The sequence below is a fragment of the Pseudonocardia sp. P-1 genome (assembly GCF_058111925.1).
The window spans coordinates 120,218-145,680 of sequence record NZ_CM176614.1; the positions used below are offsets into that span (position 1 = coordinate 120,218).

Here is a 25,463-nt window from a genome sequence, read left to right on the forward strand (position 1 = left end):
ACGGGCGATGTTCACCGGGATCGTGGAGGAGGTCGGCGAGGTCGTCGACGTCCGCACCGACGACGACGTCGTCGTGCTGACCGTGCGCGCGGCCCTGGCCGCCGAGGTCGGGCACGGGGAGTCGGTCGCGGTGAACGGCTGTTGCCTCACCGCCGTCGTCACCGGGCCGGGCGCGGCCACGCTCACCCTGGAGCTGGTGCCCGAGACGCTGAAGCGGACCTCGCTCGGCGCCGTCGGCGCCGGGTCCGGGGTCAACCTGGAGCGCGCCGTACCCGCCGGGGGCCGGCTCGACGGCCACATCGTGCAGGGGCACGTGGACGGCGTCGGCACCGTCGTCTCCCGCACCCCCGGCGAGCGCAGCGACGAGGTCCGCTTCTCGCTGCCCGCCGAGCTCGCCCGCTACGTCGTGGAGAAGGGCTCCGTCGCCGTCGACGGTGTCTCGCTGACCGTCGCCACCGTGTACCCGGACGGGTTCGGGGTGGCGCTGATCCCGACGACCCTCGCCGAGACCACACTGGGGTCGCGCACCCCGGGGGACCCGGTCAACCTGGAGGTCGACGTGATCGCCAAGTACGTGGAACGCATGACCGCGGGGTACCTGCAGGGGCCCGGGTCCGGACAGGAAGGGGTCGCCCGGTGAGCGAGCCGTTGACGTCGCCGGTCACTCCGGCAGGCCAGGGGTCGGGCAAGCTGCCCGACGCCCCGCACACCGCGATGTCCCCCTCGGAGCGGGCCGAGCGCTTCGCCCAGATCGAGAAGGCCATCGCCGACATCGCCGAGGGCAAGCCGGTCGTCGTGATGGACGACGAGGACCGCGAGAACGAGGGCGACCTGATCTTCGCGGCGTCGAAGGCGACCGCGGAGCTGCTGGCGTTCACCGTCCGCTACACCTCCGGCTACGTCTGCGTGGCCATCACCGGGGAGGCCTGCGAGCGGCTCGACCTGCCGCCGATGCACCACACCAACCGCGACTCCTTCCGCACCGCGTACACCGTCACCGTGGACGCGAAGGAGGGCATCACCACCGGAATCTCCGCCCAGGACCGCGCGCACACGATCCGCACGCTCGCCGACCCGGGGACCGACCGGCACGACCTGGTCCGGCCCGGTCACGTCGTGCCGCTGCAGGCCCGCGAGGGCGGCGTGCTGCGCCGCCCCGGGCACACCGAGGCCGCGGTCGACCTCGCCCGGATGGCGGGCCTGCCCGCCGCCGGCGCGCTGTGCGAGATCGTCTCGGAGAAGAACACCGGCGAGATGGCCCGCGGCGAGGAGCTCGGCGTGTTCGCCGCCGACCACGACCTCACGCTGATCACCATCGCCGACCTCATCGCCTACCGGCGCCGCTACGAGAAGCACGTCGAGCGGGTCGCCACCGCGCGGATCCCCACCGGCCACGGTGACTTCCTCGCGCACGGCTACGACTGCACCCTCGACGGCACCGAGCACATCGCCATGGTGATGGGCGACATCGCCACCCCCGCCGACGACGGCGAGAACGTGCTCGTCCGGGTGCACTCCGAGTGCCTCACCGGCGACGTCCTCGGCTCGCTGCGCTGCGACTGCGGCCCCCAGCTCGACGCGGCCCTGGAGGCCGTCGCGAAGGAGGGCCGCGGCGTCGTGCTCTACATGCGCGGACACGAGGGCCGGGGGATCGGCCTGCTGCACAAGCTGCAGGCCTACCAGCTCCAGGAGGCCGGCGCCGACACCGTCGACGCCAACCTCGCGATGGGGCTGCCCGCCGACGCCCGGGACTACGGCATCGGCGCCCAGATCCTCGCCGACCTCGGCGTCAGGTCGATGCGGCTGCTCACCAACAACCCGGACAAGCGGGCCGGTCTGGAGGGCTACGGACTGCGCGTGGTCGGCCGCGAGCCGATGCCGGTGCGCGCGACCCCGCAGAACCTGCGCTACCTGCGCACCAAGCGCGACCGGATGGGCCACGACCTGCCCGACCTCGGCGAGGTCGCCGATCCGGCGCTGTGACCCGGCCGCGCACCGCGCACCGGGAGACCCCGTGGCGCGGCGCGCGGGCCGAGAGGCGAGAATCGGCCCATGAGCGGTGAGGGCCGGCCCTCCGGGGCCACGCAGCTGGACGCGAGCGGACTGCGGGTCGGGGTGGTGGCGGCCCGCTGGCACGCCGAGATCGTGGACCGGCTGCTGGAACGGGCCGTCGCCACGGCCCGGGAGGCCGGTGCCGAGCCCACCGTCGTGCGGGTACCCGGCACCGTCGAGCTGCCGGTCGTCGCCCAGGAGCTGGCCCGCGGTCACGACGCCGTCGTCGCGCTCGGTGTCGTCGTCCGCGGTGGCACCCCGCACTTCGAGTACGTCTGCGACGCCGTCACCGCGGGCCTCACCCGCGTGGCGCTCGACGAGTCGACCCCGGTCGGCAACGGCGTGCTCACCACCGACACGGTGGACCAGGCGGTCGACCGCTCCGGTGCGCCGGGCGCCGCCGAGGACAAGGGGTCCGAGGCCTGCATCGCCGCACTCGAATCGGCGCTGGCGCTGCGCGACCTGCGCGCCGGCGCCCCGACCCGCCCGTGATCCCGACCCGGGTCAGCACAGGGAGACTCCAGTGACCGAGCAGCCGACCGACTCCACCGCCCCCGCCCCGGCGGACCGGACCCGGACCGGACCCGGACCGGACGCGGTGACCCTGCGCCCGCGGGTCATCCGCTGGACCGCCTGGCTCAGCGCCGCCGGCGTGATGGTGTTCTTCCTCATCGCGGCCTACTTCATGCCCGCCGAGGACACCGGGGTGATCTTCCAGCCGGCCGACCAGGTCGCGATGATGGTCATCGGGGCGTTCGTCGCCGGCGGTCTGCTGCTCATGGCCCGCCCCCGGGTGCGCGCCGACAGCCACGGCATCGAGGTCCGCAACGTCATCACCGCCCGGTGGTACGACTGGGCCGACGTGCACGGCGTCTCGTTCCCCGACGGTGCCGCCTCGGCCCGCCTGGAGCTGCCCGACGACGAGTACCAGTCGGTGCTCGCCGTGCAGGCCGTCGACCGCGGGCTGGCCGTGCGCCACGTCCGCACCCTGCGCACCCTGCACCGCACCGCCGTCCTGGGGGAGTGACGGCTCAGGCGCCGATGCCCGGCGCCCCGGCCCGGCCGTCCAGGCGCGGGCCGCCCAGGTCGGCCCGGTCGGCCGCGGCGGCACCGTGCCGGAAACCGCTGCCCGACACCTGCGGGCGGCGGGCGCGGCGCAGCCGGCCGAACTCGGCGTCGTAGGCGCGGTCCACCTCGGCACCCCGGTCGGCCAGCACCAGCTCGGTCGACGCCGCCGCCCGCCCGGTCTCCGCCTCGGTCTCGCCCAGCGCGGAGCGCTCGGCCTCGCACAACCGCTCGTACACCCGGCCCGCGAAGCCGTAGATCCAGGACCGCCGGTAGGCCGCCACCGACTCGCCGGGGTCCGGCGGGCGGACCGCGGCCAGCGCAGCCGTGGCCTGCAGCAACAGCGAGGTGTAGAGCAGCTCCACCCGCTCCCGGTCCGAGGCGAACCCGAACACGGTGACCGCGGCGACCGAGCCGCCCCGCTGGTCGTGCATCACCCAGCGGCACCGCAGCGCCGACGCCGTCCACCCCAGCAGCCGCGCCTTCGCCCCGCTGTAGGGGTTGTCGACGGTGATCCGGCTCCGCCCGATCGGGTCGGCCCGCGCCGCCCCGGCGCCGGGGGCCGCCGCGAGCAGCGCCTCGTCGATCCCGTGCCGCGCCATCAGGGCGAACGCCTTGTCGGTGTAGATCTCGGCCTCGTCCGGCGTGCCGGCCCGCTCCGCCTTCGCCAGCAGCTTGCGGATCCGGTCCAGCCGGGCCCCGGGCACCTGCTCACCCGGCGCGGTGCCGATGTCGGTGCGGGGGCCGGTCTCCTGCGCGGTGCTCACGGCGGTCTCCTCGGGCTCGGTATGGTCGAACTCGTGTTCGAGGGCGAGGTGTACCGGACCCTACCGACAGTTCCGGCGGCGCCGCGCGAGGTCCCCGGCCGACACGCGTCCCTACACCTCGTCCGGGGCCCGCGCCGAGGCCGGGGCCGGACCGGGACCGTCGGTGCCCGCAACTACCCTGGGAGTCACCATGGCCGACCCCAGCACCTACCGTCCGGCGACCGGGACGATCCCGGAGTCGCCCGGGGTGTACCGCTTCTCCGACCCCCGTGGCCGGGTGATCTACGTCGGCAAGGCCAAGAGCCTGCGGCAGCGGCTGAACTCCTACTTCGCCGACCTGTCCGGCCTGCACCCGCGCACCCGGCAGATGGTCACCACCGCGGCGAAGGTGGAGTGGACGGTCGTCGGGACCGAGGTCGAGGCCCTCCAGCTCGAGTACAACTGGATCAAGGAGTACGACCCGCGGTTCAACGTCCGCTACCGTGACGACAAGAGCTATCCCGTCCTCGCCGTGACGATGCACGAGGAGTACCCGCGGCTGCACGTCTACCGCGGCCCGCGCCGCAAGGGCGTCCGCTACTTCGGCCCGTACGCCCACGCCTGGGCCATCCGCGAGACCCTCGACCTGCTGCTGCGGGTCTTCCCCGCGCGCACCTGCTCGACGGGGGTCTTCAAGCGGCACGGCCAGATCGGGCGGCCCTGCCTGCTCGGCTACATCGACAAGTGCTCCGCCCCCTGCGTGGGCACGGTCACCGCCGACGAGCACCGCGACATCGTCGAGAATTTCTCCGACTTCCTGTCCGGACGCACCGACCGGATGGTCCGCCAGCTCGAACGCGAGATGGCCGAGGCCTCGGAGAACCTCGAGTTCGAGCGCGCGGCCCGGCTGCGCGACGACCTCGGGGCGCTCCGCCGCGCCCTGGAGAAGCAGGCCGTCGTGCTGGGCGACGGCACCGACGCCGACGTGGTCGCCTTCGCCGAGGACGAGCTGGAGGCCGCGGTCCAGGTCTTCCACGTCCGCGGCGGCCGGGTCCGCGGCCAGCGCGGCTGGGTGATCGACAAGGTCGAGCCGACCGACACCGAGCAGCTCGTCGAGCGGTTCGTCTCCCAGTTCTACGGCGAGCAGCACGCCCTCGCCGGCGCCGCCGACGACGCGGCGCAGCCGGTGCCCAAGGAGATCCTCGTCCCGGTGCTGCCCTCCGACACGCCCGCGCTGGAGCGCTGGCTGACCGGGCTGCGCGGCTCCAGGGTGGGGATCCGGGTGCCGCAGCGCGGTGACAAGCGGGACCTCGCCGCGACCGTCGCGCGGAACGCGAAGGAGGCGTTCGCCCAGCACAAGCTGCGCCGCGCCGGGGACCTCACCGCCCGGTCGGCCGCGCTGCAGGAGATCCAGGAGAACCTGGAGCTCGACCAGGCGCCGCTGCGCATCGAGTGCATCGACATCAGCCACGTGCAGGGCACGAACGTGGTCGCGTCGCTGGTGGTCTTCGAGGACGGGCTGCCCCGCAAGTCCGAGTACCGCCGCTTCGAGATCCGTGAGGCCGCCGCCGAGGGCGACGTGGCCTCGATCGCCGAGGTCGTGCGCCGCCGGTTCCGCCGCTACCTGGCCGAGACCGCCGACGAGCCGGCCCCCACCGAGGGCTCCGGGGAGGTCGCGCCCGGCGACACCGTGCGCACCGGGATCGACCCCGAGACCGGGCGGCCCAAGAAGTTCGCCTACCCGCCGAACCTGCTCGTCGTCGACGGCGCGAAGCCGCAGGTCGACGCGGCGGCCGCGGAGCTGGCCGGGCTGGGGATCACCGACGTCGCGGTCTGCGGGCTCGCCAAGCGCCTCGAGGAGGTCTGGCTGCCCCACGACACCGACCCGGTGATCCTGTCCCGGACCAGCGAGGGGCTCTACCTGCTGCAGCGGATCCGGGACGAGGCGCACCGGTTCGCCATCACCTATCACCGCCAGCGTCGTTCGCAGGGCATGACGGCGTCCGCTCTCGACGGGGTCCCCGGGCTCGGCCCGGCCCGCAAGCAGGCGCTGCTCAAGCACTTCGGGTCGGTGCGCAAGCTGCGCGCCGCCGACGTCGACGAGATCGCCGGGGTGCCCGGCTTCGGTCGCCGGACCGCCGAGTCCGTGGTCGCGGCCCTGCACGCCGGAACCGAGGGGGAGAAGGCATGACCGCCGACAACGGCGAGGTGACCGCGGGCCCGGGGATCGAGGTCGCGGTGGTCAGCGGCCTGTCCGGGGCCGGGCGCAGCACCGCGGCGAAGGTCCTGGAGGACCTGGGCTGGTTCGTGGTGGACAACCTGCCGCCCGAGCTCATCGCCACGATGGTCGAGCTGGGATCGCGGGCCCGGGGCGAGGTGGCCCGGATCGCGGTGGTGATGGACGTGCGCTCCCGCGCGTTCACCGACGACCTCGGTGCCGTCATCAAGGACCTCGACGGCCGTGGCTACCGGCCGAAGCTGCTGTTCCTGGAGGCCTCCGACGCGGTGCTGGTGCGCCGCTTCGAGCAGAACCGCCGCTCGCACCCGCTGCAGGGCGCCGGGCGCATCACCGACGGCCTGAACGCCGAGCGCGAGGTGCTGCGGCCGCTGCGCGAGGACGCCGACCTCGTCGTCGACACCTCGAACCTGTCGGTGCACGACCTGCGGACCCGGATCGAGGGCTCGTTCGCCCAGGAGAGCGCGCATGCCGCGACCCGGGTGACGGTGCTGTCGTTCGGCTACAAGTACGGGCTGCCGCTGGACTCCGACCTCGTCGTCGACGTGCGGTTCCTGCCCAACCCGCACTGGATCCCCGAGCTGCGCCCGTTCACCGGCCGCGACCGGGAGGTCAGCGACTACGTGCTGTCCCAGGAGGGCGCGGAGGAGTTCGTCGACCGCTACCTGGAGCTGCTCGACCTCGTCGGCGCCGGGTACCGGCGCGAGGGCAAGCGCTACCTGACCGTGGCCGTCGGCTGCACCGGCGGCAAGCACCGCTCGGTGGCGATCTCGGAGGAGATCGGGCGCCGGCTCGCCGACCGCGAGGGCATCCAGGTCAACGTCGAGCACCGCGACATGGGGCGCGAGTGAGCCCACGCCCACCCGAGCGCACCGGGGGACTGCGCGTGGTCGCGCTCGGCGGTGGGCACGGCCTGCACGCCACGCTGACCGCGTTGCGCCGCTGCCCGCCGGTCACCGACATCGCCGCCGTGGTCACCGTGGCCGACGACGGCGGGTCCTCGGGGCGGCTGCGCCGCGAGCTCGGCCTGCTCCCGCCCGGCGACCTGCGGATGGCACTCGCGGCCCTGGCCGGCGACGACGAGCGGGGCCGCTTCTGGTCCGGGCTGGTCCAGCACCGCTTCGGCGGGACCGGCGCCCTGGCCGGGCACGCGGTGGGCAACCTGCTGCTCGCCGGGCTGCTGGAACGCGACGGCGACCCCGTGCGTGCACTGGCGACCGTCGGCGAGCTGATGGGCTGCGCCGGACGGGTCCTGCCGATGGCCCGGGTGCCGCTGGACATCGAGGCGGAGGTCGCGCTGGACGGCGTCGACGGCGCCCACCTGATCCGCGGTCAGGTCGCCGTCGCCTCCACCCCGGGCCGGGTGCGCCGGGTCTGGCTGCGGCCCGCCGACCCGCCCGCCTGCGACGAGGCCGTCCGCGCGGTGCGCGACGCCGACGTCGTGCTCCTCGGACCCGGCTCGTGGTTCACCAGCGTGCTCCCGCACCTGCTCGTGCCCGGACTGCGCGACGCGCTGCTGGAGACCCCGGCGGCCCGGGTCGTGCTGCTCAACCTGGCCCCCGAGCCGGGGGAGACCGCCGGTTTCTCCCCCGAACAGCACCTTGAAGTACTGTCCGGGCACGCTCCCGGTCTGCGGGTGCACGCCGTCCTGGCCGACGCCGGGTCGGTGAGCCTGCCGGACCGGCTGGACGCGGCCGCCGCCGACCTGCTGGTCCCCGGCGGACGGGTGTGGCCGGCCGCCGTCGCCGACGCCCGAGCGGCGACCCCGCGGCACGACCCGGACGCACTGGCCGGGGCACTCGCCGACGTGTTCGGCGCTCTGACCCCCGGCCGGGTCCCGGCGGAGAACGGCACGCACGACAGGCCGCAGCACGACAGCCCGCAGCGCGGAAGGAGCTCCCGATGGCCATGACCGCCACGGTGAAGGACGAGCTGAGCCGGCTCACCGTCACCAAGCAGTCGTCGCGGCGCGCGGAGGTCGCCTCGTTGCTCCGCTTCGCAGGCGGCCTGCACATCGTGGGCGGCAGGGTGGTGATCGAGGCCGAGGTCGACACCGGTTCGGTCGCCCGCAGGCTGCGCCGCGAGATCCACGAGCTCTACGGCCACACCGCCGACGCGCACGTGATCACCGCGGGCGGTCTGCGCCGCAGCGCCCGCTACGTGATCCGGGTGATCCGCGACGGCGAGGGACTCGCCCGCCAGACCGGGCTGCTCGACAACCGCGGCCGCCCGGTGCGCGGGCTGCCGCCGCCCGTGGTCTCCGGTGACCTGTCCGACGCCGAGGCCGCCTGGCGTGGTGCGTTCCTCGCGCACGGCTCGCTCACCGAGCCGGGCCGCAGCTCCGCACTGGAGGTCACCTGCCCCGGCCCCGAGGCCGCGCTGGCCCTGGTCGGCGCGGCACGCAGGCTGGGCGTCGCGGCGAAGGCCCGCGAGGTGCGCGGCGCCGACCGGGTCGTGGTCCGCGACGGCGACGCGATCGGCGCGCTGCTGACCCGGATGGGCGCCCACCAGAGCGTCCTGTCCTGGGAGGAGCGCCGGATGCGCCGCGAGGTCCGGGCGACGGCCAACCGGCTCGCGAACTTCGACGACGCCAACCTGCGCCGCTCGGCGCGGGCCGCGGTCGCCGCGGCGGCCCGGGTCAGCCGCGCCCTGGAGATCCTCGGCGACGAGGTGCCCGAGCACCTGCAGGCCGCCGGGCGGCTGCGGGCCGAGCACACCCAGGCGTCGCTGGAGGAGCTGGGCCAGCTGGCCGACCCACCGATGACCAAGGACGCCGTGGCCGGCCGGATCCGGCGGCTGCTCCAGACCGCGGACAAGAAGGCCGCCGAGCTCGGCATCCCCGACACCGAGTCCGCCGTCACCGCCGAGATGCTGGAGGAGGAGGGCGGCGGGCGCTGACCGCGGTCACACCCCGTCACGAGGGGGGTGCGGGGCGTCGGGCATGATGCCGCCGTGACGATCCCGGGCTCCACCCTCCTCGCCGTTCATCTCGATCGATCCAGCATGCTGCGGCCGCTCCTGCCCGCGCTGCGCTCCGGTCTCGCGGACCTGCTCGCCGAGCAGGACGCCCACGACGGTCACCTGCAGGTCGTCGTCGCCACCGGGGACGACCTCACCCGCTCGCTGCCCGACGGCACGCACCCGCCCGCCGTCCCGGTCGGTGCCGCCGAGGCCCGCACCGCACTGCCCGCGAAGCTGCGCCCGCTCGGCGGCCCGGACCTGCGCGGCGGCGCGGCCCGGCTGCTCGGCGCCGTCGGCGACGAGCTCGCCGCCCGCGACGAGGCCGACCGCCCCGAGCGGGTCGTCGTCCTGCTCGTCGGGGAGGGCGCCGTCGGCGACACCTCCGCCGTCCGCGAGCGCATCGTCCACCAGCAGAGCACCTACGCCTGGGAGTTCGTGCTGGTCGACGTGACCACCGGCACGATCCCGGCCGCCGCGGGCGCGCGGGCGGCCGCGTCCGGGGAGAACCGGGGCGAGGGCGGGGACGCCGCCGTCGCCGTCGCCGAGCGGCCCGCGGGCGACGGGGCCGAGCGCTTCGGCGTGCCGGTCACCGCCACCATCACCGCCGGTCCCGGCGCGGCCGGGGTCACCGCGGCGCTGTCCGCGGCCTCGGCGTTCGTGACCCGCGCCCGCGACGGCCGCCCGCACGAGCCCGTCGACGGCTTCTCCGACGACGAGCGCGCCGCCGCCGGCGTCCCCGACACCCGCCCCGGCTGGCGCCGCCTGCTCCGCCTGGCCTGAGCACGCCCGCGACGGCCCCGTGACCCGCCCGGGCACGGGGCCGTCGTGTGTCCGGATACCGGCCGGTACCGGTCCGTCCCCACACCGGGGCCCGTCCGGAGCGGTCCGACCGCGCCCGATCCCCGAGCGCGGCGCAGGTCACGGGCCCTACGGGGGTCGCGACGGCCGATGCGCCGATAGGGTGGCTGCCGAGCACGGCACGCGCCGGCGCCCGCCACGGGCGCCGACCCGCGATCGACCTGCCACACCCCACCGCCGGGACCCGGCGGGCCGGGGGAGAAGACGACAGGCACGACGAGCCCTGGAGGCATCTGTGACGGTCCGCGTAGGAGTCAACGGCTTCGGCCGCATCGGCCGGAACTTCTGGCGGGCGGTGGACGCCCAGCGTGCCGCCGGCACCACGGACATCGAGATCGTCGCGGTGAACGACATCACCGACAACGCGACGCTCGCGCACCTGCTCAAGTACGACTCGATCCTGGGGCGCCTGCCCTACGAGGTCACCACCTCGGGCGACGAGATCGTCGTCGACGGCAAGGGCTTCAAGGGCCTGGCCGTCCGCGACCCCGCCGAGCTGCCCTGGAAGGACCTGGGCGTCGACGTCGTCGTCGAGTCGACCGGCATCTTCACCAAGCGCGAGGCCGCGGCCAAGCACCTCGACGGCGGCGCCAAGAAGGTCGTCATCTCCGCCCCGGCGACCGACGAGGACATCACCATCGTCAAGGGCGTCAACGACGGCGACTACGACGGTTCGCAGACCATCGTCTCGAACGCGTCCTGCACCACCAACTGCCTCGCGCCGATGGCGAAGGTGCTCGACGACCTGGCCGGGATCGAGAAGGGTCTGATGACCACGATCCACGCGTACACCCAGGACCAGAACCTGCAGGACGGCCCGCACAAGGACCTGCGCCGCGCCCGCGCCGCCGCCCTGAACATCGTCCCCACCTCCACCGGTGCGGCGAAGGCGATCTCGCTGGTCATGCCGCACCTCAAGGGCAAGCTCGACGGCTACGCGCTGCGGGTGCCGATCCCCACCGGCTCTGCCACCGACCTGACCGTCGAGGTCCGCAAGGAGGTCACCGCCGCCGAGATCAACGCGGCGATGAAGGCGGCCGCGGAGGGCCCGCTGAAGGGCGTCCTCAAGTACACCGAGGACCCGATCGTCTCCTCCGACATCGTGACCGACCCGCACTCGTGCATCTACGACTCGGGTCTGACCAAGGTCATCGGCAACCAGGTCAAGATCGTCGGCTGGTACGACAACGAGTGGGGCTACTCCAACCGCCTCGTCGACATCACCGGTCTGGTGGCGTCGAAGCTGTGAGGACCCTCGACGACCTCGTCGCCGAGGGCGTACAGGGCCGGACCGTGCTGGTCCGCTCCGATCTGAACGTTCCCCTCGACGACGACCGGAACATCACCGACGACGGCCGCATCCGTGCGTCGGTGCCGACGATCCAGGCGCTGTCCGGTGCGGGCGCGCAGGTCGTCGTCACCGCGCACCTGGGCCGCCCGAAGAACGGGCCCGACGAGAAGCTCTCGCTCGCCCCTGTCGCGCAGCGGCTCGGCGAGCTGCTCGGCGCCCCGGTGCGCCTGGTCGAGCTCGGCACCCCGCTCCCGTCGACGGCCGCCGGCGACGTCGTGCTGCTGGACAACATCCGGTTCGACGCCCGCGAGACCAGCAAGGACGACGCCGAGCGCGGCGCGTTCGCCGACGAGCTCGTCGCCCTGGTCGGCGAGGACGCGGCGTTCGTCTCCGACGGTTTCGGCGTGGTCCACCGCAAGCAGGCGTCGGTCTACGACGTCGCGCAGCGGCTCGACGCCTACGCCGGCGGGCTCGTCCTGTCCGAGGTCGAGGTGCTCCGCACCCTGACCGGCTCGCCGGAGCGCCCGTACGCGGTCGTGCTCGGCGGATCCAAGGTCTCGGACAAGCTGGCCGTGATCGAGGCGCTGCTGCCGAAGGTCGACACGCTGCTCGTCGGCGGCGGGATGTGCTTCACGTTCCTCGCCGCGCAGGGCCACGGCGTCGGCTCCTCGCTGCTGGAGTCCGACCAGGTCGACACCTGCCGGACGCTCCTGGAGTCCGGCAAGATCGTCCTCCCGACCGACGTCGTCGTCGCCGACGCGTTCTCCGCGGACGCGAACACGAAGACGGTGCCGGTGGACGGGATCGACGACGGCTGGATGGGCCTCGACATCGGGCCCGACTCGGTGCGGGAGTTCGCGGCCCGCATCGCCGACGCGAAGACGATCTTCTGGAACGGCCCGATGGGCGTGTTCGAGCTGGCGCCGTTCGCCGAGGGCACCCGCGGTGTCGCGCAGGCGATCGCCGACGGCGACGCCTTCTCCGTCGTCGGTGGCGGGGACTCCGCCGCCGCGGTCCGGGCGCTCGGCATCGCCGAGGACGCGTTCTCCCACATCTCCACCGGGGGCGGCGCGTCCCTGGAGTTCCTGGAGGGCGCGACCCTGCCGGGCGTCGCCGTGCTGGAGGAGGACGCCTGATGGCCACCCGCAAGCCCCTCATCGCGGGCAACTGGAAGATGAACCTCAACCACCTCGAGGCCATCGCGGTGGTGCAGAAGCTCGCCTTCGCCCTGCCCGACCGGTACCTCGACAAGGTCGAGGTGGCCGTCCTGCCGCCGTTCACCGACATCCGCAGCGTGCAGACGCTGATCGACGGCGACAAGCTGCGCCTCGTGCACGGCGCCCAGGACCTGTCCCCGCACGACTCCGGTGCCTACACCGGTGACGTGTCGGGCGTCATGCTGGCCAAGCTGGGCTGCACCTACGTCGCCGTCGGGCACTCCGAGCGTCGCGAGATCCACGGCGAGGACGACGCGGTCGTCAACGCCAAGGTGCTCGCCGCGCTCAAGCACGGGATCACCCCGATCCTGTGCGTCGGCGAGGGCCTGGACGTCCGCGAGGCGGGCACCCACGTGCAGCACTGCACCGACCAGCTGCGCGGGGCGCTGAAGGGCGTCACCGCCGAGCAGGCGGCCGGTCTCGTGCTCGCCTACGAGCCGGTCTGGGCGATCGGCACCGGCAAGGTGGCGGGCCCGGCCGACGCCCAGGAGGTCTGTGCCGCGCTGCGGGCGACGCTGGCCGAGCTGTACTCCGACGAGGTCGCCGGGACGGTCCGCGTCCTCTACGGCGGCTCGGTGAAGTCGTCGAACGTGGGCGAGATCGTGGCCCAGACCGACGTCGACGGCGCACTCGTCGGCGGCGCCAGCCTCGACGCCGAGGAGTTCGCGAAGCTGTCGGCGATCGCCGCGGGTGGTCCGCTGCCGTAGGCGGCCCCGTTCCCGTCCCGCGGCCCCGGTCCCCTGTCAGTGGGGGCCGGGGCCGCTGGAGTATTCTCTCCCCACTCCGGCGAGCGACCACTGATGGGGAAGCGCACGTGATCCTGACCCTCCAGATCATCCTGATCGTGACCAGCCTCCTGCTGATCGCGATGGTCCTGCTGCAGCGCAGCAAGGGTGGTGGTCTGACCAGTCTCTTCGGTGGCGGCGTGCAGTCGAGCCTGTCCGGCTCGGCGGCGGCGGACCGCAACATCGCTCGCTACACGGTCTTCGTCGGTCTCATCTGGCTCATCGCGGTGGTCGGCAACGGCCTGCTGCTGGCCACCGGCTGACACCTCGGACGGACGAGAGGGAACGGGACATGGCAGGCGGCAACGCGATCCGCGGTACCCGGGTCGGTGCGGGACCGATGGGCGAGAACGAGCGGGGCGAGACCGCTCCGCGCGAGCGCATCCCGTTCTACTGTGCGAACGGGCACGTCAACAACACCTGGTTCGCCGCGGAGGCCGAGGTCCCCGAGACCTGGGACTGCCCGCGCTGCGGGCTGCCGGGCGGACGCGACGCGGAGAACCCGCCCGCCGCGCCCCGGACCGAGCCGTACAAGACGCACCTGGCGTACGTGAAGGAGCGGCGCAGCGACGCCGACGGCGAGGCCATCCTCGAGGAGGCCCTCGGCCGGCTGCGGGCCTCCCGAGAGCTCTGACCCGGTCCCACGGCGCGCCGGGGTCGTGACCGGGCGCACGTCCGGGTTAGATTCGGTGGTCATGAGCCGCTGGACGCTGCCCCCGGACCGGATCCCCTCGGCATGGTTCAACGTCGTGCCGCACCTGCCGACGCCGCCGCAGCCGCCCCTGCACCCCGGGACCCGCGAGCCGGTCGTCCCGGACGACCTGGCGCCGCTGTTCCCGACGGCCCTGATCGAGCAGGAGGTCAGCGCCGAGCCGTGGATCGACGTCCCCGGTGAGGTCCTCGACATCCTGAGGCTGTGGCGGCCCACGCCGCTGGTCCGCGCGACCCGGCTGGAGAAGGCGCTGGGCACGCCGGCGCGGATCTACTTCAAGGACGAATCCATCTCGCCCTCGGGCAGCCACAAGACCAACACGGCCGTGGCCCAGGCGTTCTACAACGCGCGGGAGGGCACCACCCGGCTCACCACCGAGACCGGCGCGGGCCAGTGGGGGACCGCGCTGTCGTTCGCCGCGGCCCAGTTCGACCTGGACCTGAAGGTCTACATGGTGCGGGCGTCCTACGGGCAGAAGCCCTACCGGCGGATCGCGATCGAGACCTGGGGCGGCGAGGTCGTGCCGTCACCCGTCGACGAACCCGACCACCCCGGCTCGCTCGGCTCGGCCATCTCCGACGCGGTCCGCGACTGCGTCGGCCGCCCCGACACCCACTACGCGCTCGGGTCGGTGCTCAACCACGTCCTGCTGCACCAGACCATGATCGGTCTGGAGGCGAAGGAGCAGCTGGCGCTGGCGGGGGAGCGGCTGCCCGACGTCGTCATCGCGCCGTGCGGTGGCGGCTCCAACCTGGGCGGGATCGCCTTCCCCTTCGTGCCGGACTCCGGCGTGCGGCTGCTCGCCGTCGAGCCGCTCTCGTGCCCGACGCTGACCCAGGGCCGCTACGACTACGACTTCGGCGACACCGCGGGCCTCACCCCGCTGATGCCGATGTACACCCTGGGCCACGACTTCGTGCCGCCGTCGATCCACGCCGGCGGGCTGCGCTACCACGGTGACTCGCCGCAGGTGTCCTCACTGGTCAAGGACGAGCGGATGGAGGCCGTCGCCTACCCGCAGGGGAAGGTGTTCGAGGCCGCCATCCAGTTCGCGCGCACCGAGGGCAAGATCCCGGCGCCGGAGTGCGGGCACGCCATCGCCGCCACCATCGACGAGGCGCTCGCCGCGAAGGAGACCGGGGAGGAGAAGGTGATCCTGTTCAACTACTGCGGTCACGGCTTCCTCGACCTGGCCGCCTACGACGACTACACGAACGGCCGGCTCGACGAGATGGGCTGACGGGATCGGCTGAGCCCGACCCGCACCACGACGGCCCGTCCCCCGGAGCAGGGGACGGGCCGTCGCCGTGCGGGCGGTCAGCGGCGCAGGCCGCGCAGCAGGGCCGCGGTGTCGCGGCGGCGGGCCCACGCGACCACGCACACCGCCACCAGGGTCAGCGCCGGGAACGCGACCATCGCGGGCATCAGCACCACGGTGACCGCGGTGGCCCCGACCATCAGCGCGACCTGGCAGACGGCGGCGAGCCCGCACAGCCGCGGGACCAGGAGGGCGACCGCGCCGGCCAGCTCCAGCCAGCCGACCACGACCATGCCGACGGTCCCCAGGCCCAGCAGGTCGAACCCGGCGACCGCGACCGGGTCGGCGCCGACCTTCGGCAGCGCCGCCATCACGAAGACCGCGGCCAGCAGCACCTGCAGCACCCACAGGCCGACGGTGGCGGCCCGCGGGCGACGGGTGGCGGAGGTGGTGGACGCGGTCCCGGTACGGGTGGTGGTGGTCATGGCGGGCTCCCTCGGTGCTCGCGGTCCCGGGCCGGGGCCGCCGTTGCAGGGGAGACCGGGGCCGTCGCCGGAACTCATCGGTGCGCCCGGTCCGGGTTCGGACCGTCGGTCCCGGCTGCGTCGTGTGTCGCGTCGGCGGTGTCTGCGCGGGGCGTGCCGGATGCCCGGACCCGACACCCACCGGAAACCGCACACGGTTGCTCCACGAAACACCGCGGGCGAACCATCCCTGCCGGGGTCGGGGAACTGCGACGACGGAGGACGCGTGGGCGTGAATGCGGGAGACACCGCGTGGGTGCTGGTCAGCGCCGCGCTGGTGATGTTGATGACGCCGGGGCTGGCGTTCTTCTACGGCGGGATGACCCGCAGCAAGTCCGTGCTCAACATGCTGATGATGAGCACCATCTGCCTGGCCGTGGTCAGCGTCCTGTGGGCGCTGTACGGCTACAGCTGGGCCTTCGGGAACGACGTGGGCGGCGGCCTGATCGGCGGCGGGGAGTTCGCCGGGCTGGCGAACACCGTCGGCGCGATGGTCGGCGTCGGCAGCGACTCGGCCCCGTGGCCGGGCACCGACGCCCTGCCCGCGCCGGCGTTCGTGATGTTCCAGCTCATGTTCGCGGTCATCACCCCGGCGCTGATCTCCGGCGCCGTCGCGGACCGCACGAAGTTCTGGGGCTGGACCGCGTTCGTCGTGCTGTGGGTGACCATCGTGTACTTCCCGGTCGCGCACTGGGTGTTCGCCTTCGACGGCTTCACCGGCCCGGACAACGTCGGCGGCTGGATCGCCAACACCCTCAAGGCCGAGGACTTCGCCGGTGGCACCGCGGTGCACATCAACGCCGGTGCCGCGGCGCTCGCGCTGGCGATCGTGCTCGGCAAGCGGCGCGGCTGGCCGCGCGAGCCGATGCGTCCGCACAACCTCCCGTTCGTGCTGCTGGGCATGGCGCTGCTGTGGTTCGGCTGGTTCGGCTTCAACGCCGGTTCCGCGCTCTCCGCGGGTGACCTCGCCGCGACCGCGTTCACCAACACCATGCTCGCCACCGCCACCGCGCTGATCGGCTGGCTGCTCGTCGAGCAGGTCCGCGACGGGCACCCCACCACCCTCGGTGCGGCCTCCGGCGCCGTCGCCGGGCTGGTCGCGATCACCCCGGCGTGCGGGTTCGTCCAGCCGGTCGGGGCGCTGGCCATCGGGCTCATCGCCGGTGCGGTGTGCGCGCTGGCCGTCGGGCTGAAGTTCCGCTTCGGCCTCGACGACTCCCTCGACGTCGTCGGCGTCCACCTCGTCGGCGGCATCGTGGGCACCCTGCTCATCGGCTTCTTCGGCGACAACAGCGTCAACTCCGCCGCCGCCGGCGACAACGGCCTGTTCTACGGCGGCGGGCTGGTCCAGCTGGGCCGCCAGGCGCTCGCCGCGGGTGCGGTGCTGCTGTACTCCTTCGTCGTCGCGCTGGTCCTCGGCTACCTGATCAAGGTGACCATCGGGTTCCGCATCGACGAGGAGAACGAGGCCACCGGCATCGACGAGACCGAGCACGCCGAGACCGCCTACGACTTCTCGTCGCTGGGCAGCCGCGCGCTCGCCGGGGCCTCCCGCCCCGTTACCGCGGCGCGGAGTACTCGGTGGACTACGTGCCGAAGGTGCGTATCGAGACCGTCGTCGACGACGAGATCGCCGACAAGGTCGTCGACGCCGTCGTCGAGGCGTCCCGCACCGGCAAGATCGGCGACGGGAAGATCTGGGTGCAGCCGGTCGAGACCATCGTGCGCGTCCGCACGGGCGAACGCGGCAGCGACGCGGTCTGAGCCGTCAGCGCGCCGCCGGACGGGCCGTCCGGCGGCGCGCCGCCCCGCCCTCGGGGCGACGGCGCGCGCGGCGTGCGCCGCACCCAGGTCCGCCGCCGCGGCGGCGAACACCGGGTCGAAGAACAGGAAGCTGAGCAGCTCCGCGCCGTGGGTGGTGTCGGCGTCCGGCACCGCACCGCCCACCAGCCGCTCCAGCACGGCCAGCGACGGGTTCCGCAGCGCGCGCAGCCCGCCGTACTCGCGGCGGCGCACCGCGTCGGCCAGCTCCGCCAGCTCGGTGGCCCGGTCGGCGGGCGGCCCGGCGAACCAGGTCGCGATCCGGCGGTGCCGCCGGTCCTCGCCGCGGTCGACCAGCGCGTTGACCGCGCGCAGGGTCCGCAGGTCCTCGGTCACCCCGGCGCCCAGCACGATGCGCAGCGCCAGCGCGGCGACCGCGTACACGTCGGGCACCCGGTCCGCCGGGGACGGCGCCGCGGCGGACTCGCCGAACGGGACGTCCGGTGTCGTCGCGACGACGCCGACCCGGTCCGCGCCCAGGCGCAGTGCGGGCTTGAGCGGGGTGTTGAGCCGGACCCCGCCGTCGAGATACCAGCCGGCCGCCTCGCCCTCGATGCGACGCGGCGCGAACAGCACCGGCACCGCGGCCGAGGCGAGCAGGTGGTCCGGGTCCAGCCGGGCGTCGACGTAGCGGATGTCGCGACCCGGGTCGTACGGCGGCAGCGCCACGTCCCGCCCGCGCTCGACGAACACCGTGGTCCCGCCGGTCCCGGCGGCGGTGCACGCCACCCCGACGGCGTCGACCCGGCCGCGGGCGACGGCGTCGTGCAGCCGGTCCCAGTCGACGACCCGGTCCACCACCGGGCGCAGCCGGTCGGCGTCGAGGAGGCGGGTCACCCGGTCCGGCACCAGCAGCAGCCTCCGCAGCCACGACGGGACCCCGGCGAGGTCCCCGAGGTAGGCCGCGGTCGCCTCCACCGCCGACGACGGCAGCGCCACGACCTCCTCGGTGCGCACCGAGGACCAGCGGGCGACGAGCTCGGCGGCCGCGGCGTCCGGGGCGACGTCGGACAGCCCGGCCAGCGCGGCCACGGTGAGCGCGCCCGCACTCGTGCCGACCAGGACCGACGGCGCCGACCACCGCCGCGCCATCCGCGGCAGGAGCTCGGTCAGCGCACCCGCCTCGTAGGCGCCGCGCGCTCCCGCGCCCGCCACGACGAGTCCGGTCCGTGCCGCCACCCGGACCAGGTTACCCGCGGTACGCCTTCTCCAGGGCGACGGCGTCGAGCTTGCCGCGGGTGGCGTACACGGCCCGCGCGACCCGGGACCGGGCCTCGGCGTCCGGCGAGGTCAGCCACTCCCGCACCCCCGGCGGGATCACCTGCCAGGACACCCCGTAGCGGTCCTTGAGCCACCCGCAGGGCTGCTCGACGCCGCCGTCGACCAGGGCGTCCCAGTAACGGTCGACCTCCTCGACGGACTCGCAGTGCACCTCCATCGAGATCGCCTCGGAGAGGGTGAACACCGGACCGCCGTTCAGCGCCGTCCAGGGCTGGCCGTTGATCCGGAACCCCACGGTCAGGACCCGGCCCTCCCGGTCGGGGACCTCCGGGCCGTAGTGCACGACGGTGTCGATGCCCGAGTCCGGGAAGATGCCGGTGTAGAACCGTGCCGCCTCCTCGGCGACGTCGTCGAACCACAGGCACGGCGTGATCGGCTTCATGATGTCGTCCCCTCCCCGCGACGCCGGCTCTCGGCGTCACACGAGGGGGAGACCCCGGCGGTGCGCCGGACTCATCGCTCCCGGGGGACCGGACGCACGAGACCCGCGGCGCGGGTGGCGCGCTCCCGGGCGGTGTCGACGTCGTCGGCGTGGGCGACCGCGACGCCCATCCGGCGCCGCTCGGTCGAGGAGGGCTTGCCGAACAGCCGCAGGTCCGCGCCCTCGACCGCGAGCGCGTCGGCGACGCCCTCGTAGGCCGGGGCGTCCATCTCCTTGCCGCCGTAGACCACCGCCGACGCGCCGGGGGAGCGCAGCGCGGTGTCCACCGGCAGGCCCAGCACGGCGCGGGCGTGCAGCTCGAACTCCGAGAGCCGCTGGGTGGCGAGGGTGACCAGGCCGGTGTCGTGCGGGCGCGGGCTGACCTCGGAGAACAGCACCTCGTCGCCGCGGACGAACAGCTCCACCCCGAACAGGCCCCACCCGCCGAGGGCCTCGGTGATCCGGGCGGACACGTCGCGGGCGGCGGCCAGCGCGGCGTCGGACATGGGCTGGGGCTGCCAGGACTCGACGTAGTCGCCGTTCTCCTGGCGGTGCCCGATCGGCTCGCAGAACGCGGTGCCGCCGGCGTGCCGGACGGTGAGCTGGGTGATCTCGTAGTCGAACTCGACGAAGCCCTCGACGATCACCCGCGGGTTCGACACCCGGGCGCCGGTACGGGCGTACTCCCAGGCGGCGTCGGCGTCGTCGGCGCTCTGCAGGACCGACTGGCCCTTGCCGGAGGAGGACATCACCGGCTTGAGCACGCACGGCAGCCCGACCGTCGCGACGGCGTCGCGGACCTCGTCGAGGGTGTCGGCGAACACGTAGGGGGAGGTGGGCAGGCCCAGCTCCTCGGCGGCGAGGCGCCGGATGCCCTCGCGGTCCATGGTCAGCTTCGCGGCGCGCGCGGTGGGGACCACGGTCGTCCCGGCCGCCTCGATCTCGGCCAGGGCGCCGGTGGCGATGGCCTCGATCTCGGGGATGACGAGGTCGGGCGCCTCCTGCTCGATGAGCGTCGCCAGCGTCACCGGGTCGGTCATGTCGATCGCGTGCCACCGGTGCGCCACCTGGTGGGCGGGGGCGTGCGGGTAGCGGTCGACGGCGACGACCTCCACGCCGAGGCGCTGGAACGCGATCGCGACCTCCTTGCCCAGCTCACCCGAGCCGAGCAGCAGCACGCGGGTGGGGTCCGGGCCGAGCGGGGTGCCGATACGCATGACGGGGACCCTAACCGCAGGTCCACGTGCGGCACCCCGCCCGGGCGCGGCATCTCACATCCGGGGGCCGCCCGTCAGGAGACCCGGGCGACGATCCCGTCGGGCAGGTCCGCGGCGGCCTCGGTGTCGAGCAGCCAGCGGGTCGTGACGGTGCCGCGGGCCCCGCCGACCGGCAGCTCGGTCTCCGGCGTGCCGGTGAGCGCACCCGCGACGGCCGGTGCCTTGCCCGCCCCGGCGGCCACCACCCACACCTCGCGCGAGCGGCGCGCGGCGGCCAGGGTCAGCGAGATCCGGGTCGGCGGCGGCTTCGGGCAGTCGAAGACCGCGACGACCGTCGCCGCCTGCTCGTGCACGGCGGGGGAGTCGGGGAACACCGACAGGGTGTGGCCCTCCTCGCCCATCCCGACCAGGGTCACGTCGAACGCGGGGACGCCGTCCTCGTCGGGGCCGGCCAGGTCGTCGAGCAGCCGGGCGTAGTCGGCGGCCGCGGCAAGTGCGTCGTCGCGGGTGCCGCCGCCCGGCGGCGCCGCGGGCATCGGGTGCACCCGGGCCGGGTCCAGCGGCAGCGCGTCGAGCAGGGCCTCGCGGGCCTGGCGGTCGTTGCGCTCGGCGTCGTCGGCGGGGACGAAGCGCTCGTCGCCCCAGAACAGGTCCACCCGGGCCCAGTCGACGGCGTCGCGCGCCGCGGAGGCGGCGACGTCGCGCAGCAGCTGGATCCCGACCCCGCCGCCGGTGAGCACCAGCCGCGGGACGGTGCCCGCGGCCTGCAGGTCCACCAGCGCGGTGATCAGCCGGGCCGCGGTCGCCGCGGCGAGCGCGTCCTTGTCCGGGTGCACCGCGACCTGCACCTGCGTCGCGGCGCTCACGCGCGCACCTTCACCGGGGTGCGGCCGCGGGTCACCTTCGCCACCCCGGCGAGGGCCTCGGCGTAGACCTCGTCCGGGTCGAGCCTGCGCAGCTCCTCGGCGAGACAGTCCGACACGTGCCGACGGGCCAGCGCGATCAGCCGTTCCGGCTGGCCGGGCTGGGTCAGCCGGGCGGTCTTGCCGTCCGGGCGGGCCAGCTCGACGTCACCGGACGGGCGCGTCAGCCGGACCAGCGAGAGCCCGTTGTCCCTCTCCGACGGAGAGCGCTTCACCTTCACCCCCAGGCTCGCGGCGAGCCAGCCCGCGATCAGCTCGGTGGACGGCGACACCGCCTCCCCGGCGACGACCGCGGCGCTGATGTCCTCGTACGGCGGCACGTCCAGCGCGGCCGCCAGCTGGGCCCGCCACTGCGTGAGCCGGGTCCAGGTCAGGTCGGTGTCGCCGGGCGCGTAGTCCTTGCGGCGCGCCTCGAACGCCTTCACCGGGTTCTTCGACGACAGCGCGTCGGTGATGCGGCGCTGCGCGAGGCGGCCCACCGCGTCCTCCGACGGCGAGGCGGGCGCCTCGTTCGGCCACCACGCGACGACCGGGGCGTCCGGCAGCAGCAGCGGCATGACCATGCCCGCGCCCGCCTCCTCGGCCGCGAGCGGGCCGTAGCCGCGCAGCACGATGACCTCGCTGGCGCCGGCGTCGCCGCCGACCCGGATCTGGGCGTCGAGCCGCGGCGAGGCCCGCCGCTGCCCGCGGGCCAGGACGATCACCCGGCAGGGGTGCTCGCGGCTGGCCGCGTTGGCGGCGTCGATCGCGCGTTCGAGCTCCGGGCCGTCGTCGGTGACGACGACCAGGGTCAGCACCCGGCCCAGCGCGAACACGCCACCGGACTCGCGGAGCTCGACGAGCTTGCGGTTGACCGCCGAGGTGGTGCTCGACGGGAGATCGATGATCACGATGGGGTCTCCGTCTTCTCCGCGGCTGCAGTCCGTGCGCTCACGGCCGCCTCCAGTGGCGCCCGGTGCGGGCCAGCATCTCCTCGGCCGACACCGGGCCCCAGGACCCGGCGGGGTAGGAGTCCGGGCCGCGCGCGTCGGCGGCCCAGTGCTCCAGGACCGGGTCGAGGATCTCCCAGGACCGCTCGACCTCCTCGTTGACCGGGAACAGCGACGGCTCGCCGAGCAGCACGTCGAGGATGAGCCGCTCGTAGGCCTCGGGGGAGGCCTCGGTGAAGGCGTTGCCGTAGCCGAAGTCCATCGTGACGTCGCGGACCTCCATCTGGCTGCCCGGCACCTTGGACCCGAAGCGCATGGTGACGCCCTCGTCCGGCTGCACCCGGATGACCAGGGCGTTCTGCCCCAGCTCCTCGGTCATCGTCGCGTCGAACGGCAGGTGCGGGGCCCGCTTGAACACCACGGCGATCTCGGTGACGCGGCGGCCCAGACGCTTGCCGGTGCGCAGGTAGAACGGCACCCCGGCCCAGCGGCGGTTCTCGACCTCGCAGGTGATCGCGGCGAAGGTCTCGGTGGTCGACTCCGGGTCGAACCCCTCCTCCTGGGCCAACCCGGGCACCTCCTCGCCGCCCTGCCAGCCGCCCTCGTACTGGCCGCGGGCGGTGGTGGCGTCGAGCGGGTGCGCGAGCTTGACCGCCTTGAGGACCTTGATCTTCTCAGCGCGCAGCTCGTCGGAGGAGAACGACGTCGGCTCCTCCATCGCGGTGAACGCGAGCAGCTGCAGCAGGTGGTTCTGGATGACGTCGCGGGCGGCGCCGATGCCGTCGTAGTAGCCGGCCCGCCCGCCCAGACCGATGTCCTCGGCCATGGTGATCTGGACGTGGTCGACGTAGTTGGCGTTCCAGATCGGCTCGAACAGCTGGTTGGCGAACCGCAGCGCCAGCACGTTCTGGACGGTCTCCTTGCCGAGGTAGTGGTCGATGCGGAACACCGAGTCCTCGGGGAAGACGTCGTTGACGATCGCGTTCAGCTCGATGGCCGAGGCGAGGTCGTGGCCGAACGGCTTCTCGATGACGACCCGGCGCCACACGTCCGGGTCCTCCTGGGCGGACAGCCCCGAGCGGGCGAGCTGCTTGCAGACCACCGGGAACGCGCCGGGCGGGATCGACAGGTAGAAGGCGTGGTTGCCACCGGTGCCGCGCTTCTCGTCGAGCTCGCGGACGGTGCGCTCCAGCTCGTCGAAGGCGGCGTCGTCGTCGAAGGAGCCCTGGACGAACCGCAGCCCCTCGGCGAGGCGGTCCCACACCTCCTGCCGGAACGGGGTGCGGGCGTGCTCGCGCACGGCCTCGTAGACGACCTGGCCGAAGTCCTCGTGGTCCCAGTCGCGGCGGGCGAAGCCGGTGAGGGCGAAGCCCGGCGGCAGCAGCCCCCGGTTGGCGAGGTCGTAGATCGCGGGCATGAGCTTCTTGCGGGACAGGTCCCCGGTCACTCCGAAGATCACCAGTCCGCAGGGGCCGGCGATCCGGGGGAGCCGCTTGTCACGGGGGTCGCGCAGCGGGTTGGTCCGTCCGCCGTTCGCGGTGGGCATCGCCCCTCCTAGTACTGGTGTTCTCGTGATCGGGGCACCGGGGTCACGGCTCGGTCGAGGGCTCGGTCGACGTCGGTGTCGATGTCACCGCCCTGGCCAGGGTGACCAGTCCGGCGAGCCGGTCGGTCAGGTGCAGCCGGAGCACCGGACGTCCCCGGCGTCGCTGGTCGTCCATGACCGCCCGGGCCTGTGCCGCGTGCAGGCTATCCAGTCCCGGCCCGGGAGGCACGGTGTCCGCGCCGACGGACCCCGGAAGATCACCGCCGGGCCCGTTCCCGGTCAGGTGACAGTGCACCGCGACGTCCGGTGCGCCGGTGTCGCCGCTGCGGCAGGCCGGCGCCCAGCCGAACGCGACGGGCAGCCCGAGCCGGGCCACCAGCGGCCCGCGCAGCACCGCGACCGAGGCGTCGGACTCCGGGTCCAGCCAGGCCGAGACGACCGCCGGGGCCCCGTCGGCGACGGCGGCCAGCGCGTCGAGCGCACCGGCGACGGTGCGGGTGGCGGGCGGCAGCCAGTCCCCGGCGTGCACGGCGACCCCGCCGTCGACGAACGACGGCTCGGGGTCGGGACCCTCGGCGGGCGCGGGCGGCGCGGGCGCGAACGGGTCGGTGTCGAGGACCCGCCCGGCCAGCGCCGCGGCGGCCTGCCACAGCACGACCGCGGCACCCGGGCCGGCGTCGAGCCGCACCGCGCCCTGGCCCGGCCCGGGCCGGGGGCCGGTGCCGTCGGCGTGCACGTCCACGACGCCCGCGGGTGCGGTGGGCTCCTGCGGGGCGGGGCCCGCGCCGACCGGTTCGTCGGGCGGCACCGGCACGACGGTGAGCCCGGCCGCGGTGAGCAGCGGGGCCAGCCAGCCGGTGAGGGCGGGGGAGCGCTCGGCGTCGCGCAGGGCCAGCAGCGAGCCGCGGCCCGCGGCCAGTGCGCCGGCCAGCAGCAGCGCCGGGTTGTCCGGTTCGTCGGCGGCCAGCGCGCGCTCGGCGGCGACGGCGTCGCCCAGGACGGCGGGCACGTCCGCCCCGGCGAGCCCCGCGGGGACCAGCCCGAGCGGGCCCAGCACGCCGAAGCGGCCCGGCACGTCGGCGTCGAGGGTGACCACGACCGGGCCGGGGTCGGAGGGTGTGTCCAGCGGCGAGCCGGGCTCGGTGAGGTGCACGGTGCGCGCGGCGAGGGCGTCGGCACCGACCTCCTCGGCGATCGCGGCGGCGACGACCCGGGTGACGGCCGCGACGACGGGGTCGGTGCCCGCCGCGTCGGCGACGACGAGGACGGTCTCGGCGAGTTCGCCGGACAGCGCGTCTGCGACCTGCACCGGGTCCGCGGAGTCCAGCGCGGTCAGCCGGGTCCCACCCGGGTCGGTGCCGGCGACGACGCGGGCCGCGGCGACCGCGTCCGGCGTGCCGACGAGCAGCACCCGGTGCGCACCGGCGACGGCGAACCGCTCGCGCAGCGCGGCGACCTGCCCGACGAGGGGCCGGCTGCGGGCGGCGAGCCCGGTCCAGCCGGTACGGGGCGGGGCCCCGCGGCGCGGGGTCCCCAGACGCTGGGGTCGGCGTCGGCGAGCCGGGAGGCGACGGTCTCGCCGGCCAGCTCGGCGGCGATCCGCCGGGCCGCTCCGGCGAA

At 74.5% G+C, this 25,463-nt stretch carries 23 protein-coding genes and 3 pseudogenes; 17 read left to right on the forward strand and 9 right to left on the reverse strand.

Going from position 1 to position 25,463, the window contains the following annotated elements:
* Positions 1 to 7 precede the first annotated feature (7 nt).
* The 4 genes from AC0GKK_RS00565 to AC0GKK_RS00580 all read left to right on the forward strand — a co-directional run bounded on the left by AC0GKK_RS00565 (position 8) and on the right by AC0GKK_RS00580 (position 3,079).
* The gene (locus tag AC0GKK_RS00565) at positions 8 to 640 is read left to right on the forward strand and encodes a riboflavin synthase (RefSeq protein WP_405416840.1); all 633 of its coding nucleotides are present in this window, start codon (positions 8 to 10) and stop codon (positions 638 to 640) included.
* 74 nt (positions 641 to 714) lie between these two features.
* Complete coding sequence (locus AC0GKK_RS00570) at positions 715 to 1,983, forward strand: bifunctional 3,4-dihydroxy-2-butanone-4-phosphate synthase/GTP cyclohydrolase II (protein WP_251782974.1); 1,269 nt, start codon at positions 715 to 717, stop codon at positions 1,981 to 1,983.
* A 69-nt stretch (positions 1,984 to 2,052) separates the two neighbouring features.
* The gene (ribH, locus tag AC0GKK_RS00575) at positions 2,053 to 2,544 is read left to right on the forward strand and encodes a 6,7-dimethyl-8-ribityllumazine synthase (protein WP_405416842.1); all 492 of its coding nucleotides are present in this window, start codon (positions 2,053 to 2,055) and stop codon (positions 2,542 to 2,544) included.
* 31 nt (positions 2,545 to 2,575) lie between these two features.
* Positions 2,576 to 3,079, forward strand: a complete 504-nt coding sequence (locus tag AC0GKK_RS00580; protein ID WP_482637607.1) for a PH domain-containing protein — start codon at positions 2,576 to 2,578, stop codon at positions 3,077 to 3,079.
* A gap of 4 nt (positions 3,080 to 3,083) precedes the next feature.
* Here AC0GKK_RS00580 and AC0GKK_RS00585 read toward each other — a convergent pair whose 3' ends face one another.
* Positions 3,084 to 3,884 carry a DUF2786 domain-containing protein gene (locus AC0GKK_RS00585; protein ID WP_346103620.1) on the reverse strand — a complete coding sequence of 267 codons (801 nt, stop codon included), beginning with the start codon at positions 3,882 to 3,884 and terminating at the stop codon, positions 3,084 to 3,086.
* A gap of 190 nt (positions 3,885 to 4,074) precedes the next feature.
* Here AC0GKK_RS00585 and uvrC point away from each other — a divergent pair, with 190 nt between their 5' ends.
* From uvrC to AC0GKK_RS00640, 11 genes are all read left to right on the forward strand, one after another.
* Positions 4,075 to 6,054, forward strand: coding sequence for an excinuclease ABC subunit UvrC (gene uvrC / locus AC0GKK_RS00590; protein ID WP_208821210.1), 1,980 nt, complete (start codon positions 4,075 to 4,077; stop codon positions 6,052 to 6,054).
* Complete coding sequence (gene rapZ, locus AC0GKK_RS00595; protein WP_489882891.1) at positions 6,051 to 6,950, forward strand: RNase adapter RapZ; 900 nt, start codon at positions 6,051 to 6,053, stop codon at positions 6,948 to 6,950. Before uvrC ends, rapZ begins: the two co-directional genes overlap by 4 nt.
* A 29-nt stretch (positions 6,951 to 6,979) precedes the next feature.
* Positions 6,980 to 8,011, forward strand: coding sequence for a gluconeogenesis factor YvcK family protein (locus AC0GKK_RS00600; protein ID WP_251782975.1), 1,032 nt, complete (start codon positions 6,980 to 6,982; stop codon positions 8,009 to 8,011).
* Complete coding sequence (gene whiA, locus AC0GKK_RS00605) at positions 8,002 to 8,997, forward strand: DNA-binding protein WhiA (RefSeq protein ID WP_062395598.1); 996 nt, start codon at positions 8,002 to 8,004, stop codon at positions 8,995 to 8,997. The genes AC0GKK_RS00600 and whiA overlap by 10 nt, the downstream gene beginning before the upstream one ends.
* Positions 8,998 to 9,102: 105 nt before the next feature.
* Positions 9,103 to 9,840, forward strand: coding sequence for a hypothetical protein (locus AC0GKK_RS00610; RefSeq protein ID WP_062395596.1), 738 nt, complete (start codon positions 9,103 to 9,105; stop codon positions 9,838 to 9,840).
* Between the two features lie 313 nt (positions 9,841 to 10,153).
* Positions 10,154 to 11,167, forward strand: a complete 1,014-nt coding sequence (gene gap / locus AC0GKK_RS00615; RefSeq protein ID WP_073574708.1) for a type I glyceraldehyde-3-phosphate dehydrogenase — start codon at positions 10,154 to 10,156, stop codon at positions 11,165 to 11,167.
* Positions 11,164 to 12,345, forward strand: a complete 1,182-nt coding sequence (locus AC0GKK_RS00620) for a phosphoglycerate kinase (protein ID WP_251782390.1) — start codon at positions 11,164 to 11,166, stop codon at positions 12,343 to 12,345. The genes gap and AC0GKK_RS00620 overlap by 4 nt, the downstream gene beginning before the upstream one ends.
* On the forward strand, positions 12,345 to 13,133 hold the full coding sequence (gene tpiA / locus AC0GKK_RS00625) for a triose-phosphate isomerase (protein ID WP_062395591.1): 789 nt from the start codon (positions 12,345 to 12,347) through the stop codon (positions 13,131 to 13,133). The genes AC0GKK_RS00620 and tpiA overlap by 1 nt, the downstream gene beginning before the upstream one ends.
* Positions 13,134 to 13,240: 107 nt before the next feature.
* The gene (gene secG, locus AC0GKK_RS00630) at positions 13,241 to 13,474 is read left to right on the forward strand and encodes a preprotein translocase subunit SecG (protein ID WP_020627703.1); all 234 of its coding nucleotides are present in this window, start codon (positions 13,241 to 13,243) and stop codon (positions 13,472 to 13,474) included.
* 29 nt (positions 13,475 to 13,503) lie between these two features.
* A complete protein-coding gene (locus AC0GKK_RS00635; RefSeq protein WP_020627702.1) occupies positions 13,504 to 13,845 on the forward strand; it encodes an RNA polymerase-binding protein RbpA in 342 nt (113 codons plus the stop codon).
* A gap of 61 nt (positions 13,846 to 13,906) precedes the next feature.
* Complete coding sequence (locus AC0GKK_RS00640; protein WP_476651589.1) at positions 13,907 to 15,163, forward strand: TrpB-like pyridoxal phosphate-dependent enzyme; 1,257 nt, start codon at positions 13,907 to 13,909, stop codon at positions 15,161 to 15,163.
* 77 nt (positions 15,164 to 15,240) lie between these two features.
* On the opposite strand, the gene AC0GKK_RS00645 is transcribed toward AC0GKK_RS00640, so the two are convergent.
* On the reverse strand, positions 15,241 to 15,666 hold the full coding sequence (locus tag AC0GKK_RS00645; RefSeq protein ID WP_489882892.1) for a DoxX family protein: 426 nt from the start codon (positions 15,664 to 15,666) through the stop codon (positions 15,241 to 15,243).
* A gap of 319 nt (positions 15,667 to 15,985) precedes the next feature.
* On the opposite strand from AC0GKK_RS00645, the pseudogene AC0GKK_RS00650 reads away from it, so the two are divergent.
* Both AC0GKK_RS00650 and AC0GKK_RS00655 read left to right on the forward strand, forming a co-directional pair.
* A pseudogene (locus AC0GKK_RS00650) lies at positions 15,986 to 17,272 on the forward strand (ammonium transporter); the annotation flags it as partial.
* A pseudogene (locus AC0GKK_RS00655) lies at positions 17,260 to 17,469 on the forward strand (P-II family nitrogen regulator); the annotation flags it as partial. The pseudogenes AC0GKK_RS00650 and AC0GKK_RS00655, both read left to right, overlap by 13 nt.
* Before the next feature lie 600 nt (positions 17,470 to 18,069).
* Here AC0GKK_RS00655 and AC0GKK_RS00660 read toward each other — a convergent pair.
* From AC0GKK_RS00660 to AC0GKK_RS00690, 7 genes and pseudogenes are all read right to left on the reverse strand, one after another.
* A pseudogene (locus AC0GKK_RS00660) lies at positions 18,070 to 18,705 on the reverse strand (patatin-like phospholipase family protein); the annotation flags it as partial.
* 10 nt (positions 18,706 to 18,715) lie between these two features.
* Positions 18,716 to 19,189 (reverse strand): VOC family protein, encoded by a 474-nt coding sequence (locus AC0GKK_RS00665; protein WP_489882893.1) that lies wholly within the window; start codon positions 19,187 to 19,189, stop codon positions 18,716 to 18,718.
* Between the two features lie 71 nt (positions 19,190 to 19,260).
* The gene (purT, locus tag AC0GKK_RS00670; RefSeq protein ID WP_489882894.1) at positions 19,261 to 20,445 is read right to left on the reverse strand and encodes a formate-dependent phosphoribosylglycinamide formyltransferase; all 1,185 of its coding nucleotides are present in this window, start codon (positions 20,443 to 20,445) and stop codon (positions 19,261 to 19,263) included.
* A 74-nt stretch (positions 20,446 to 20,519) separates the two neighbouring features.
* The gene (gene pgl / locus AC0GKK_RS00675; RefSeq protein ID WP_489882895.1) at positions 20,520 to 21,311 is read right to left on the reverse strand and encodes a 6-phosphogluconolactonase; all 792 of its coding nucleotides are present in this window, start codon (positions 21,309 to 21,311) and stop codon (positions 20,520 to 20,522) included.
* A complete protein-coding gene (opcA, locus tag AC0GKK_RS00680) occupies positions 21,308 to 22,258 on the reverse strand; it encodes a glucose-6-phosphate dehydrogenase assembly protein OpcA (RefSeq protein WP_208821184.1) in 951 nt (316 codons plus the stop codon). The genes pgl and opcA overlap by 4 nt, the downstream gene beginning before the upstream one ends.
* A gap of 40 nt (positions 22,259 to 22,298) precedes the next feature.
* Positions 22,299 to 23,843 (reverse strand): glucose-6-phosphate dehydrogenase, encoded by a 1,545-nt coding sequence (zwf, locus tag AC0GKK_RS00685; RefSeq protein WP_062395412.1) that lies wholly within the window; start codon positions 23,841 to 23,843, stop codon positions 22,299 to 22,301.
* Positions 23,844 to 23,886: 43 nt separating this feature from the next.
* The gene (locus AC0GKK_RS00690; RefSeq protein ID WP_489882896.1) at positions 23,887 to 25,254 is read right to left on the reverse strand and encodes a hypothetical protein; all 1,368 of its coding nucleotides are present in this window, start codon (positions 25,252 to 25,254) and stop codon (positions 23,887 to 23,889) included.
* Between the last annotated feature and the right edge of the window lie 209 nt (positions 25,255 to 25,463).

What these genes read in the sequence shown, in the direction of transcription:
- AC0GKK_RS00665 (WP_489882893.1), bottom strand. Translation starts at nt 19,189, where the DNA reads ATGAAGCCGATCACGCCGTGCCTGTGGTTCGACGACGTCGCCGAGGAG.
- AC0GKK_RS00565 (WP_405416840.1), top strand. Translation starts at nt 8, where the DNA reads ATGTTCACCGGGATCGTGGAGGAGGTCGGCGAGGTCGTCGACGTCCGC.
- zwf (WP_062395412.1), bottom strand. Translation starts at nt 23,843, where the DNA reads ATGCCCACCGCGAACGGCGGACGGACCAACCCGCTGCGCGACCCCCGT.
- AC0GKK_RS00640 (WP_476651589.1), top strand. Translation starts at nt 13,907, where the DNA reads ATGAGCCGCTGGACGCTGCCCCCGGACCGGATCCCCTCGGCATGGTTC.
- purT (WP_489882894.1), bottom strand. Translation starts at nt 20,445, where the DNA reads ATGCGTATCGGCACCCCGCTCGGCCCGGACCCCACCCGCGTGCTGCTG.
- AC0GKK_RS00570 (WP_251782974.1), top strand. Translation starts at nt 715, where the DNA reads ATGTCCCCCTCGGAGCGGGCCGAGCGCTTCGCCCAGATCGAGAAGGCC.
- AC0GKK_RS00645 (WP_489882892.1), bottom strand. Translation starts at nt 15,666, where the DNA reads ATGACCACCACCACCCGTACCGGGACCGCGTCCACCACCTCCGCCACC.
- ribH (WP_405416842.1), top strand. Translation starts at nt 2,053, where the DNA reads ATGAGCGGTGAGGGCCGGCCCTCCGGGGCCACGCAGCTGGACGCGAGC.
- whiA (WP_062395598.1), top strand. Translation starts at nt 8,002, where the DNA reads ATGGCCATGACCGCCACGGTGAAGGACGAGCTGAGCCGGCTCACCGTC.
- rapZ (WP_489882891.1), top strand. Translation starts at nt 6,051, where the DNA reads ATGACCGCCGACAACGGCGAGGTGACCGCGGGCCCGGGGATCGAGGTC.
- AC0GKK_RS00635 (WP_020627702.1), top strand. Translation starts at nt 13,504, where the DNA reads ATGGCAGGCGGCAACGCGATCCGCGGTACCCGGGTCGGTGCGGGACCG.
- tpiA (WP_062395591.1), top strand. Translation starts at nt 12,345, where the DNA reads ATGGCCACCCGCAAGCCCCTCATCGCGGGCAACTGGAAGATGAACCTC.
- AC0GKK_RS00610 (WP_062395596.1), top strand. Translation starts at nt 9,103, where the DNA reads ATGCTGCGGCCGCTCCTGCCCGCGCTGCGCTCCGGTCTCGCGGACCTG.
- uvrC (WP_208821210.1), top strand. Translation starts at nt 4,075, where the DNA reads ATGGCCGACCCCAGCACCTACCGTCCGGCGACCGGGACGATCCCGGAG.